The organism is Trinickia sp. Y13 (genome assembly GCF_029522115.1).
Classification (GTDB): Bacteria; Pseudomonadota; Gammaproteobacteria; order Burkholderiales; family Burkholderiaceae; genus Trinickia.
In genome coordinates, this window is sequence record NZ_JAKWFK010000008.1 from 243,171 (window position 1) to 256,509 (window position 13,339).

10 protein-coding genes are annotated in these 13,339 nt (G+C 63.1%); 7 read left to right on the plus strand and 3 right to left on the minus strand.

The features are described 5' to 3' along the window. Positions 1-275: 275 nt before the first annotated feature. Positions 276-1,016, minus strand: a complete 741-nt coding sequence (locus tag MMB74_RS16415; protein ID WP_277429707.1) for a response regulator transcription factor — start codon at positions 1,014-1,016, stop codon at positions 276-278. Positions 1,017-1,421: 405 nt separating this feature from the next. On the opposite strand from MMB74_RS16415, the gene MMB74_RS16420 reads away from it, so the two are divergent. From MMB74_RS16420 to MMB74_RS16450, 7 genes are all read left to right on the plus strand, one after another. After that, positions 1,422-2,882, plus strand: coding sequence for a FecR domain-containing protein (locus MMB74_RS16420; RefSeq protein ID WP_277429708.1), 1,461 nt, complete (start codon positions 1,422-1,424; stop codon positions 2,880-2,882). 11 nt (positions 2,883-2,893) lie between these two features. Then, positions 2,894-5,332: a CHASE2 and HATPase_c domain-containing protein gene (locus MMB74_RS16425; RefSeq protein ID WP_277429709.1), complete on the plus strand. Its 2,439-nt coding sequence runs from the start codon at positions 2,894-2,896 to the stop codon at positions 5,330-5,332. 79 nt (positions 5,333-5,411) lie between these two features. Beyond that, positions 5,412-6,056 (plus strand): DUF4136 domain-containing protein, encoded by a 645-nt coding sequence (locus tag MMB74_RS16430; RefSeq protein ID WP_277429710.1) that lies wholly within the window; start codon positions 5,412-5,414, stop codon positions 6,054-6,056. A 112-nt stretch (positions 6,057-6,168) separates the two neighbouring features. Continuing rightward, a complete protein-coding gene (locus MMB74_RS16435) occupies positions 6,169-6,747 on the plus strand; it encodes a hypothetical protein (protein ID WP_277429711.1) in 579 nt (192 codons plus the stop codon). A 93-nt stretch (positions 6,748-6,840) separates the two neighbouring features. Beyond that, positions 6,841-8,244 carry a GGDEF domain-containing protein gene (locus tag MMB74_RS16440; protein ID WP_277429712.1) on the plus strand — a complete coding sequence of 468 codons (1,404 nt, stop codon included), beginning with the start codon at positions 6,841-6,843 and terminating at the stop codon, positions 8,242-8,244. Between the two features lie 153 nt (positions 8,245-8,397). Then, positions 8,398-9,060, plus strand: a complete 663-nt coding sequence (locus tag MMB74_RS16445) for a response regulator transcription factor (RefSeq protein WP_277429713.1) — start codon at positions 8,398-8,400, stop codon at positions 9,058-9,060. Then, positions 9,057-10,397 (plus strand): ATP-binding protein, encoded by a 1,341-nt coding sequence (locus tag MMB74_RS16450; protein WP_277429714.1) that lies wholly within the window; start codon positions 9,057-9,059, stop codon positions 10,395-10,397. The genes MMB74_RS16445 and MMB74_RS16450 overlap by 4 nt, the downstream gene beginning before the upstream one ends. Before the next feature lie 27 nt (positions 10,398-10,424). Here MMB74_RS16450 and MMB74_RS16455 read toward each other — a convergent pair whose 3' ends face one another. Together MMB74_RS16455 and fusA are read right to left on the minus strand one after the other, a co-directional pair. After that, a complete protein-coding gene (locus MMB74_RS16455) occupies positions 10,425-10,979 on the minus strand; it encodes a thioredoxin family protein (RefSeq protein ID WP_277429715.1) in 555 nt (184 codons plus the stop codon). A 98-nt stretch (positions 10,980-11,077) separates the two neighbouring features. Continuing rightward, on the minus strand, positions 11,078-13,129 hold the full coding sequence (gene fusA, locus MMB74_RS16460; RefSeq protein WP_277429716.1) for an elongation factor G: 2,052 nt from the start codon (positions 13,127-13,129) through the stop codon (positions 11,078-11,080). Positions 13,130-13,339 lie beyond the last annotated feature (210 nt).

Genomic DNA, 13,339 nt, shown 5'->3' on the forward strand with positions numbered 1-13,339 from the left:
ACGCCGTCATCGCGCTGATAACCGCTATTACGGCGCGCGACGCCGAAACTTCAGACTTGTTTTTGCGAGGGCAGGGAAATCGCCGGGGCGACCAGCGGGAAGGCCCGCGTCCATAGAGCGCAATGAATCCGGCTCTGCGCGCAGCCGAACCCAATTTAGCGCTTGGATAAGCTAGTCGAAGCTCAAAGGAGATATCGGTTCGCGCGCACGGAGCAAACCGATATACCCAAATAAGGGAGCGAAGCGGTTTTCAGTCCCGGGCGGGCGCTTCGCATTCATGCGTGGCTCGCGCGCGGCTGGCCGCCCGGTTCCGCTTCCTGCGCTGCATCCGACACCATTTCGAGCCGATAACCATGTCCATAGACCGGCATGAGTCTGACCCCGTGCTCGGGCCTCAACTGCAACTTCGACCGTACGCGCGACATGTGCGTGTCGAGCGTTCGAGAAATCGCATTTTGCGGCTGCCCCCAAAGTGTGCCGCCGATATATTCGCGCGACAGGACTCGTCCCACATGTTGGAAAAGCAGCAACACAAGATCGAATTCGCGACCGGTCAGCTCGATAGGCGCATCGCGCAAGAAGCACGTGCGACCGACCGCATCGATGCGATAGCGGCCCACCTCGATCACGGTCTGCGTAGCAGCCGCGCCGGGATAGGCCCGGCGGCCGAGCGCATCGATGCGCGCGAGCAACTCGGAGTTTCCGATCGGTTTGACCATGTAATCGTCGGCGCCAGACGAGAGTGCGGTGACGATGTCCGCTTCGAGCGAGCGGCTCGTCATGAACAGGATAGGAATTCGTTCGGTCAAATTGGCGCGCGCCCAGATCGTCACCTGGTGCCCCGTGACCCCGGGAACACTCCAATCGAGCAGCAGCAAATCGTAACGCTCGCGTTTTAATCGGCGGATGAGCTGACTGCCATCGCGAAACACGTCGCATTCGTGACCGTTCGAAGTCAAGATCGACTCCATATGTTCCGCGAGAATGTCGTCGTCTTCCAAATAAGCGATCTTCATTTCGTACTGGTCTCGAATGGATGAATGACGTTTGCCTCTGAAGCGAGAAAGATTCGTGCGGCACGCTTTTTCGTTCGAATTGTAGCGTTTTTACCAAAGTGTGGATTGGGGCCGGCGCAGCGCGAACGGCGATTGACATTTGTTTGCAATCGCTTTTGCTCGCCGCATTTGTCTATCGGCGCGGCCCCATAACGTGTTCGCATGCGGCACTGCGCTCACGACATGAACGAATTCGATGCAAAGCGACGCGAAATTCGTTAAGCTCGCGGGCTGGCAGCGCATGTCCACCAGCAAGTCCACCATTGCGCAGGGAATACTCGAAGAGGCGTCGATTCCGAGGCCGCCTCATGGCTCAGCGCAAGCGCTGTTTCGTAAAAAAACAACGGAGCATTGATAGATACGACGATGCACAGCCGATTAGCCGTCTCTTGCGCAGCCTTGACCGGCGAAACATTCGATATCGACAACGGCGGACGTCTTTCGCGTCGATCGCGTTCGCTCGTGGCGTTGGCCGGCATAGCGCTTTCCCTGATATTTTCATTGCCCTTGCAAGCGCAGACGATCGATGCGAACAAGACGGCCACTTACGTTACCGCGGCAGGGGATACGCTCTATGAAGTCGCGCAGCGCTATTTGAGCGATGTGCGCGGGTGGCGGGAGTTGGCGGGTCTGAATCACGTCAGCGCACCACGGCGGCTGCCTGCCGGCGTGGCGTTGCGCTTGCCGCTCGCTTTGCTGCGCCGCGATGCAATGCCGGTGAACGTCATTGCAACGAGCGGTCCAGTGACGGTCCGAAGCCGCGGCACGCGGCTTCGCGTCGCGCTGGCGCCCGCGGTGCCGCTGCTCGTCGGGCGGGTGCTCGGCGAAAACGATGCGGTCAGCACTGGCCCCAACGGCTTTGCAACGCTCGAACTTGCCGATGGCTCGTATGTAAGTCTTACGCCCAACACCAGCATCGTGCTGTCGATCCTGCGCAAGATGGCGCTGACCGACATCAACGACCGCGTGATCGAACTCGAGCAGGGCGAGGTCAGCACCGAGGTGACGCACGCCAAACAGAGCGCAGACCGCTTCGAAATACGCACGCCGTCGATCGTCGCCGGCGTGCGCGGGACACACTTTCGCGTCCAGATGTCGCCTTCGATGACGGCAATCGAGGTGCTCGACGGCAAAGTCGCACTCGGTGCGGCCAAAGATGCCGCTCGGCCCGAAGTGAACCGTCCCGCCAGCGCAGCGCAATTGATCGCGGCGGGTGAGGGCAGCGCCACGCCCCTCGGCGGGGACATCGGCGCGCCTTTGCCGTTGCTGCCCGCACCGGCCCTCGTCGATCCCGCGAAGGTGCAAGACGCCAAAGCCGTTTCCTTCGATCTCGAGCCGCAAGCCGGCGCGCAAGCGTATCGCGTGCAGATCGCGCGTGACGCCGATTTGCTCGACGTGATCCGCGAGACGCGCGTGCAAGCGCCGACGGCCGGGTTCACGGACGTGCCCGACGGCACCTACTTCGTGCGCGTATCCGCGATCGATCATCATGGCCTGGAAGGGCTGCCCCGCATCTATGCGTTCGAGCGCCGTGAGAACGAGGTCCACGCCACCGCCGCGCCGACCAACGGCTTGCATGAATACCGGTTCCTTTGGCGAGCCTCGCGCGCCGAAACCGGCGCCGGCACGCGGTTCCGCCTAGTGCTTTCGCACTATCGAGATCTGCGCGACCCCGTGGTCGACGCAGTGGATTTGACAACCACGTCGCTCGTTGTTTCACGATTGCCGCCCGGCGATTACTACTGGTGCGTGACCGCCGAGCAATACGAACATGGGCGCTTTTACCAGACGATTGGCCCGGTGCGCGAATTCACACTGGCTCATTGAGGAAAGTGAGAATGACGCATGAGCAGACGCTCGCCACGCCGTCCCAGCATCGGTCGAAATGGCGGCCGGCGCTCAGCGTTTGGCAACGCTTCGTGTGCGAATGGCTCGTCATCGGCAGCCTTGGAGTTGCGATCGTCTCGGCCTGCGTCTACGGGCAAATCGCCGCCAACCTCGATCGGCTCCTCTACGATCGGCTGCTGACGTTTCATACGCAACCGCTCGCCCGCGATATCGCGATCGTCAGCATCAACGACGAAAGCGTGTCGCAGCATGGGCGTTGGCCGTGGCCGCGCGATTTGCAAGCTCGCTTGATCGATGCCGTGGCGCGCGCAGGCGCGGCGGCCATCGTCTATGACGTGCTGCTGACGGAGCCCGCCACGGGAGACGACGAGCTGGCTCGGGCGCTGCACGCGGCGCCCACTTATTTACCGTTGTTCGTGAATCCGCGCGGCGGCGCGGAAGTCGTCCGCCCGTTGCCCCGGTTCGCCGCGGCGGCAGCGGCCAGCGGGCATATCGATGTCGAGCCCGATCCGGACGGCATCGTACGCGGCGTTTCTTTGCAAGAGAGCGCTGGGGGAGCGAGTTGGCCTTACATCGTCGTGCCGTTGTTCAACGACATTCGTAGCGGCAAGATCGGGATCGCAGATGGGCGTTACCGCACCGATCGCAGCGAATCGATGGCGACGGTCGTCGGGGCTTCCGACGAGGCGTTCGAACGCGCGGGAACACGCATACTCGTTCCGTTCTCGGCGCGGCTGCCGCAGGAGGATTACTTCTCTGCCGGGCAATTGCTCGCAGGCAACGTCCCTTCCGGCGCATTGCGCGGCAAAGTCGTATTCGTCGGGTTGACGGCCTCGGGCCTATACACGCATTTGGCGACGCCCCTATCGGGGCGGTGGGGCCCGACTTCCGATACCTTGCTTCACGCCAATGTGCTCAGCGCGTTGTTGACGGGGCGCGCGATCCATCAGATGGATTCGACTTGGCTCTTTGCCCTATCGTTGACCGTGCTGGCCATTTTGCTCGCGGGTTTCCTGTTCTTTTCGCCGTGGCGAACGCTCGTCATGACCTTCGGCTTGGGCGTCGTTTCGATCACGCTCAGCGCCGTCATGCTAGAACGCGGTTATGTCTGGATCTCCCCGACACCGGCCTTGGTCACATTGCTGATCGTCTATCCGTTGTGGAGCTGGCGCAGGCTGGAAATGACGATGTGGCGCTTGCAACGCGAGCTTCAGCGGCTAGCCGACGATGCGGACATTTTGCCCAACCTCTCGGCGCAGCCGCGTGGGGCGCGCGGCGATGCGCTCGAGCGGCATATCGCACTCGTCGAGCAAGCGGCCGATCGCGTACGAGATATGAAGCGGTTCGTCTGGGATTGCCTCAATAGCTTGCCCGAGCCGATTCTGATCGCCGATAGCCAAGGTCTCGTGTGCGTCGCGAACAAAGCGGCGCGTAACTATTTCGCGCGCATGGGCAGCCCCGCGCCCGAGGGTCGCGCACTGATCCACGCCCTTGGGGAACTCACGTTCGTCAAGACGATCGGTCCGGAGGGTGCTACCGACACCGAGCTTCAAGCGCATTGGCCGGCGGTGCTCGACCCGACCGATATGCGCCGCGTGTGGGCCGTCAAACGCGGTATCGAAGTGCGCGACCGCATCGGCCGCGACTACCTATTGCGCTATGCCAGGTGCCGCAACGCGCGCGGCGAAGTGTCGGGATACTGGGTGGTCGGCCTAGTGGAAGTGACGGCGCTTCATACCGCCGAACAAGCGCGGGAAGATGCATTGAGGCTGTTGTCTCACGACATGCGCTCGCCGCACGCATCGGTGCTCGCGTTGATCGAAGAAGAGATCGCCTCGACGACTTCCGACCGCATGCGCACGCTATTGCAGCACATCGAGCGCTACACGCGGCGCGCGCTGACGTTGGCCGACGATTTCGTGCAACTGACACGCGCGGAATCGCAAGCCTACGATTTCGAACCCGTGAACCTTGTCGACGTCGCGCTCGATGCGAGCGACGAGATCTGGCCGCAGGCCCGCGCCAAGCGGATCCGCATCGAGACGCGGTTCGACTCGGAAGCGCACTGGATTCGCGCCGACCGCTCGCTGATGACGCGGGCGATCACGAACCTGCTGAACAACGCCGTCAAGTACAGCCCGAACGATACGGTCGTTCAGATGAGTTTGGCGCCAGGCGCACCGGGGCGCATCGACTGCCGCATCGCCGATCAAGGCTACGGCATGGCCGAAGAGGCGCGCGCTCATATGTTCGAGCGCTTCCGCCGCTTCCGGGTGCCGGGCCAGCCGCACTCGCAGGGCGCGGGACTCGGCATGGCGCTCGTCAAGACCGTGATCACGCGCCATGAAGGCGAGGTGAAAGTGGAGAGCGAGCTCGGGCGCGGGACGGTCGTCACCGTGTCGGTGCCGCAGTGGGACGGCGAAATTTGAATGGGGGCCCGCTGTCCGGCGCCGCGGCGCGCCCAGCCGGACCCGTGACGACAATGACTACACAAACATTCGATCGAACATGAGACCGATATTGCTGCTGGCGGCTTGCGCGGCCGTGCTGACAGGATGCGCGGGGACGGAGACGGCCGTGCGCGTGCGCGCCGCGCCGGGGTTCAACCCAGGCGAGCACACGTACGCGTTTGCGGAGAGTCTGCAGGGCGTCGTCGATCCCGACGCAGCGCGCTGGGAAGCTGCCGTCGCTGGGCGGCTCGCGCAGGTCGGGTTTGTCGCCGCGCCGGCTCCGTCCGCCCACTATCGCGTCGCGCTCTCGCACGACACGCATCCTGCGTCCGTCGCCGTGCTCGATGCACATTGCGCCGAGACGAGCCCGTGCGGCGCGCCGCCGCCGTTGCGCGCCCCGGGCTTTCCCTGGCCGGGCATGAAGACCTACGCACATTCGCTCACCCTGCGGTTCTTCGATCGCGACGATGGGCGGGAAGTCTATGCCGTGAGCGCGACCAAGCGCGATCGCGAACCGCGCGCCGCGGTTGCCATCGACGCGCTCGTCGCGAGCGCTTTGGCACGCGTGCCGTTTCAGCGCGAAACACTTCGCGAGGCCAGCGGCGCCAACGAAAACCGCGCGACCGAATGGAAAGTGACGTTGCGCGAGGGCGATCGCAATGCCGAGCCACGCGTGAGCGGCGTCTCTCCCATGCCGCGTTGAGGCGCTTGCGCGCCACATTGTGCTAGCGCGCACGAAGCTAGCAGCTTTGGCAGGTCCGTAACGCCGTGCCGGCTGATAGATTCGCGGGCGGACAATGTCTTGGCTCGGAATCATGATCGAACATGTCGCATACATAAAAACAGGGTTCGTCGGGGCCGTCGCGGCTGCCGGCGCATCGCTCGGCATCGTGGCGAGCACGGTACCGGCGGCGGGTGCGGCGCCGCAGGGGACGGTGGCCACGGTTAACGGCGTCCCAGTGACGCGCAGCGCGCTCGACGCCGCCTTGGCGGCAGCGCAGCGATCCGGCACTGCGGCAGAGCAACGCGAATTCAAACAGCGCTTGATTGCTTGCGAGTTGCTTCGACAAGCGGCGCGGCAAGCGCAGCGAAGACCGCCAGGCCAGGGCTTCGCCGCGCAGTCGGGCGGCATGCCCGCATGTTCGACGCCTGAAATCAGGTCGTACGTCATGCACGGCGTGCGCCCGGCCGCCGTGACCGAGGCACAGGTGCGCGCACGTTACAGCGCACTGGCTCGTGCGCACGCGCTACCGCCCTCCGGTGCCGGGCAAGCGCCCACCGCATTCGCCCAGGTGGCCGCATCGCTTCGGCGGCAGATGGAGGCCGAACGACTGGACGACGCCATTCGCCTGTTCGCAGACCGCCTTCTTACGGACGCAAAGATCGAGCAGTAAAAGCTTGCATCCGGCGACAGGCCCGGCTCGTGCTCGGCGCAAATCTTCCGTAGAATGCGCAGGCGGGCCGATCCCTCTGCGTGGAGACAAGCGATGAGCATAACAACGACGCCGTCCGACGATACCCTGCCGTCAGTTCGCCGCATCACCGGCTGGTACGCGAACTTTCTCCTAGCAGCGTTTGCGCTGCTGCCTGGCTACCTGATCGCCTATCTCTACTATTTCCAAGACCCTCGGCTGTTGTTCGAAAGTCATACGTTTCATGAATTCGCCATTGCGGCCGCGACGCTCGAAGGCGCGTTCGTCAGCTACGTGAGCTGGCAATGCTATCGCCTCTCGGGCGAACCGCTCTTGCGCTGGTTGACGCTCGGCTTCACGGGGTTCGTACTGGTCTATGCGCCGCATGGCGCATTCACGCCCCTCGCGCACCGCCATATGTGGCTGTTCCTGCTGTACGGGCCAGCCTCGCGTCTCGTGATGGCGATCCTGCTGTTCATCGGCCTGCTGTCCTACGAGGCGCGCACCGACTCCGTCGATCGGCGCACGGATCGATGGCTGTGGGGGATGTGGATGGTTGCATTCGTCGTCGTCGATCTCTTGGTCGCCGTGCTCGCGAATTCGGCAATCGCCGGGGCGCTGGCAGTGCGGCTATCGCTCGAAGGCGGCGCATTGGCGATTTCGCTGCTCAATGTGGCCTGTTTGGTCGCGCGCAGAATTCACTCGCCGCTCATGCAAATCTTCGGTATTTCCGTGATGGCGTTCGCGTTGTCTTCACTCGCCTTCATTCTCGGAAAACCGTGGAATCACATGTGGTGGCTGGCCCACGCCATTTTCGCGGGCGGCTTCTTCTTGCTCAGCTACGGCATCGTTCAGGCCTTTCACACCACTCGTTCGTTTTCGACGATTTACAGCCAAGCCGATCTCTTGGCCCGCCTGCAACAAGAAATGACGCGCACCGAGGGCGCGTTGCAAGAGCTGCAACGCAGCAATCAAAAGCTCGAATCGCTCGCGGCCATCGATCCGCTGACCGGCGCAACCAACCGGCGCGCGTTCGTCGAGCGCCTCGAGGCCGAAGCCGTCGCGGCTAGGCGAGGCGGCACGGCATTCTCACTGCTCGCGCTCGACATCGACAATTTGCAGCGTATCAATGAACGTTTCGGCGAACGCAAGGGCGATGAAATCCTGAAAGCCGCCACGGCCACATGCATGGAAGCGATGCGGCCGTATCAAGGTCTCGCGCGGGTTGGCGGGGGCGAGTTCATGGCGATGCTGCCCCATGCCGCGCTCGATACGGCGCTCATGGTAGGGGAGCGCATTCGCACGTCGATTCAGTCGTTGCACTTCGAGGGCGGGGTCGAACGATTCTCGGTCACCGCGAGCGTCGGCATCGCCCAATTCGGGCCCGACGGCACGACGGGCGATGCCGTCATGCGCACAGCCGACGAGCGCTTGAAGCGAGCGAAGACGCACGGACGCAACTGCGTCATCGCCGTCTGAACCGTACGCCCGACACAGGCGCAGAAGCGGCCCGATCGAAGGACAACCGCAAGCGATTCGATCGCCGCCGCTCGATGCAGTCGCGCTTAAGGCTGCGTTAAGCGGCGCTATGTCATGCTGCGCCGCGCAAAGCCACTTGGAAACGGATGAATCATGCGTTTGCTGTTGATCGAAGACGACCGAATGATCGCCGAGCCCGTGCTCGATGCCATGCGCCGCGCCGGCTATGCGATCGACTGGGCTCAGGACGGGCGCGCGGCCGAGCTCTCGCTCGGCAACGACGTCTACGATCTCGTGCTGTTGGATCTTGGGCTGCCGAAGAAGGACGGTATCGCTGTCCTGCGCTCTTATCGCGACGCAGGCGGTAGCGCGCCCGTCATCATCCTGACCGCGCGCGATGCAGTCGATGAACGCGTGCGCGGCCTCGATACGGGGGCCGACGATTACCTCGTCAAACCGTTCGACCTCGACGAGCTCGCAGCGCGCGTCCGAGCACTGCTGCGACGGCGCACCGGCCAGAAGCAGCCCGTCTACACCCACGGTGAACTCGCGCTCGATCCCGCGGCTCACGAGGTCACCAAAAACGGCGTGCCCGTGCCGCTCGTCCCTCGAGAGTTTGCCCTGCTGCACGCACTGATCGAAGCGCCTACGCGTGTGCATACGAAGCCGGAACTCGAAGAGAAGCTTTACGGCTGGGGGGCGGAGGTGGGCAGTAACGCGGTGGAAGTCCATGTTCACAGCTTGCGCCGCAAGATCGGCCCCGAGCAAATTGTGACCGTGCGCGGCGTCGGCTATCGTTTGAAGCGCGTCGTATGAGCTCGATCCGCCGCTGGCTCCTGGGTTGGCTTATTTTCGGTTTCTTGGCGGCATCGGGTATCGCGGGCTACGGCATTTTCCGGACCGTGCACGAAGAGGCGAACGAGCTGTTCGACTACGAATTGCACGCGGTGGCGCTTTCGGTGCCCCCTACGGTCGCCTCGACCGACGCCTTGGCGCACGCCCCGGTGCAATCGCGAGAGATATTCGACGAACGCATCGCCATCGAAGTGTTGGACGAGAAAGGCCGGGGCATTTATCGCTCGCCCGATGCACCGGGTATCGATCAGCTAATCGAAGGTTTTCGTACGATCGAACGTGGGGAGAAGCATTGGCGCGTCTTCGGCCTGCGCCAGAACGCGCGCTTCGTCCAAGTCGCGCAACCCGTGTCCGTGCGCGAGGCGCTCGCGGTGCGTCTAGCACTGCGCACGCTCTGGCCGCTCGGCCTCTTGCTGCCGTTGATCGTTGCGCTCGTGCTGATCGTGGTCTCGCGCGGCCTATCGCCTATCCGTGCGCTTTCGCGCGCGCTGTCGACGCGCTCGCTCGATGCGCTCGAGCCCTTGCACCCGGACGGCTCGGTTCCCGAAGAGATTCGACCGTTGGTCGACGCGTTGAACGACTTACTACATCGGCTGCACGCTGCGTCCAGCGCGCAGCGCACGTTCATCGCCGATGCGGCGCACGAACTGCGTTCACCGCTAGCTGCGCTCAAACTTCAATTGCAAGCTGCCGAGCGCGACGGCTCGCTCAAGGGCGAAGGCGAAACGCTCGCACGCATCGAAGCGCGCTTGAATCGCATCATCCGCCTCGTGCAGCAATTGCTTGCACTAGCGCGCGAGGACGCGGAGCCATCGGCGCTGCTGGCGCCGGTATCGCTGCGTCGTCTTGCCGAGCAGGCCGTGGGGGACTTCTCGCTGATAGCGGAAACGAAATCGATCGATCTCGGGCTTGAGCTGACAGCCGCGGCAGGAGAAGAGGACCTCTTCGAAGTGCGCGGCGACCCGAATGGGTTGTCCGTACTCCTAAATAATCTCGTCGACAACGCGATTCGGTACACGCCGCAAGGGGGGCGCGTCGATTTGATTCTGCGCCGAATCGGCCCGCGGATCGACTTCGAGGTTCGCGATACCGGCCCGGGTATCGCTCAAGCCGAACTCGCGCGGGTCTGCGATCGGTTCTATCGCGGGGAAGGGGCGGCCGGGGAGGGCAGCGGGCTGGGCTTGGCGATTGCGTCTCGCATCGCAAGCCGCCACGGGGCCGAGTTGTCCTTGCGCAACAATGCAGATGGGATCGGATTGTCGGTCACGGTATCGCCGTTGCAGGCGGCTTCGCCTTAGTTTGCTTCTCGCGTTCGATTCTCGCGCTCAGTCCTTGCGCGCCAGCAGTTTCTCGATCCACGCTTGCGTTTCCCGATAGCCGCCTTCGCCGACATGCGTGTAGACGACATGCCCCTGCTTGTCGATCAAATAGAACGCGGGCCAATACCGATTGCCGTAAGCGTTCCAGGTCGCATAAGCATTGTCCTGTGCGACGGGGAATCGAATCCCGTACCGCTGAATCGCGTCTTTCACGTTTTCCGTGACGCGCTCGTTCGGAAACTCGGGCGTGTGAACGCCGATGACCGTCAAGCCTTTGCTTCGATATCGCTGATCCCAGTCCTTCACATAAGGCAGTGTATGGAAGCAGTTAATACAGCCATAGGTCCAAAAGTCGATCAGCACTACTTTGCCGCGCAACGCCTGCAGCGTGAGCGCGGGGCTGTTCAGCCAATGATCGATGCCCGTGAACTCGGGCGCCATGCGTTGGCCGGCGGCTGCGTGGGCGAGCCGATCGTCCGCGCGGCTGACGGCGGGCGTGCCGGCGGCCGCCGCCAAGCTCAAAGCGGCGGCCATGACTAGAGGGCGTGCTGATGTGCGCATTTGCATTTCCTTCCCGTTGCGTGGCAGTCAGCGATAGATACGCATTGCAATCGCCAACGGATGCACGGGTGAGGAAATGGCCGGAAGCTAGCTGCTCCTCATCGGTCGCCGCCTTCCTCTTGCCGCCGGTACTGCGCGGCGAGCTTGTCTTGTTGGGTGGGCGGCACAGGATCGTAATGGCTGAGCTCGATGTTGTAGTTGCCATCGCCCCCCGCCATCGCGTTCAGGCGCGATTGGTACTCGCTCAGTTCGGACAACGGCGCCTTCGCGGTCACCACCACCGATTGGCCGTTGAGCGTGCGCGAGCCTTGAACCTGAGCCCGCCGCGACGATAAGTCGCCAATGATGTCGCCCATCGCGGCCTCGGGCGCGGTCACTTCGAGATCGACGACGGGTTCGAGCAAAATCGGTTGCGCTTTGAGGACGGCGTCGATGAATGCCTTGCGGCCCGCGACGACGAACGCGACCTCCTTCGAATCGACGGGGTGGTACTTGCCGTCATGAACCGTCACACGAACGTCCTGCATCGGAAAGCCGGCGAGCGGACCGCTTTCGATGACTTGAAGGATGCCTTTTTCGACGGCGGGCATGAATTGCCCCGGAATTGCACCGCCCTTGACCGCATCGACGAACTCGTAACCGGCCCCGCGCGGCAGCGGCTCCACGCGCAGCATGACTTCGCCGAATTGGCCGGCGCCGCCCGTTTGCTTTTTATGGCGGTAGTGTCCCTCGGCCGCCGCGCCGATCGTCTCCCGGTAGGCGATCTTGGGCGGCCTCGTGACGACTGCGAGCTTGTATTGATCGGCAATCCGCTCGAGCATATGCCGCAAATGCAGTTCGCCCAAACCGCGCACGACGGTTTCATTGGTTCCTGCCGGATGCTCGATCCGCAAGCAGGGATCTTCGGCGGCGAGCTTCTGCAGGATCTCCCACAAGCGCTGCTCGTTGCCGCGCCGTTCCGGCTCGATGGCGAGCGCGTAGATCGAGCTCGGAAACTCCAGCGGCGCTAGATGGATGTCGCCATCCTCGGGGGCATCGTGCAATACGGCGTCGTAGCCGATCTCGTCGACCTTCGCCGTGGCGCATATGTCGCCCGGGCCCGCTTGCGCGATGTCGGCGTGCTCCTTGCCTTGGAGGCGCATCAGGTGGGCGACGCGAAAGGGGTGGCGCGCGCTGCCGATGTAAAGCAGTCCGTCGCGCCGCACCGTTCCCTGGTGGACACGGAACACGGCCATTTTGCCGATGTAGGGATCCACCACGATCTTGAAGACATGCGCGAGTACATGCTTGTCCGCGTCGGGCGCCGCGCGGACCGTTTCCCTCCGGCCGTCGACTTCGCGGTAAAAGAGGGGAGGGTTGCCTTCGAGCGGACTAGGCAGCAACCGCACCAATACGTCCAAAAGCTGCTCGATCCCCGTACCTGTTTCGGCCGAGGCAAAGCAGATCGGCACCAAATGCCCTTCGCGCAACGCTTGCTCGAGGGGCGCATGCAATTGCTCCGGCTCGATCGCTTCACCCTGCTCGAGATAAAGCTCCATCAAATCGGCGTCCAACTCGATGACTTGGTCGACGAGCGCGTCGTGCGCCGCTTGGACGCTGAGAAAATCGGCGTCGCCTGAAGGATTGAAAAAACAATCCACCACACTCTGGGCTCGCTGAGCGGGGAGATTGATCGGCAAGCAGGTTTTGCCGAACGCCTCTTGTATCTGCTCGACTAGCGCGGGCAAATCGACTTTCTCGCCGTCGATCCCGTTCACGATGATCATCGTGCAGAGTTTGCGCGCTTTGGCCCACGCCATCATGCGGCGCGAGGCCATTTCAACGCCGGTGCGCGCATTGATAACGAGCGCCACGGTCTCCACGGCAGCGAGCGCGCTCATCGACAGCCCGCAGAAATCGGGGTAGCCCGGCGTGTCGACGAGATAGACGCGCGTACCCCTGTAATCGAGGTGCGTCACGGCGGAGCTGAGCGAATGGCGGTATTTGCGCTCCAGCGGGTCGGAATCGCAGACGGTGGTGCCACGCTCCACGCTGCCGGCATTGTGAATGGCGCCGCTCCGATAGAGTAGCGCCTCGATCAACGAAGTCTTACCGCAGCCAGCATGACCGACCAACGCGACGGTACGAATGGCTTCGGGGTGATGGTCCATGGCCGCCCTCGTCCTGCGATCGCAATGGGGCCATTATTGGCGAAAACACGGCCCGCCGCCAAGTGGATGCGCGCCGATCGGCCGCGCGATAACCGCTTTACCTACCCGGGCAGGAAGGCTATCGCCGGATCGATCGTCATACTATTTTGGGGGCAGGAGCATTATAAATCGAGTTGTTATTCAGGATAAATCGATCCCTCCCGGTTCAAG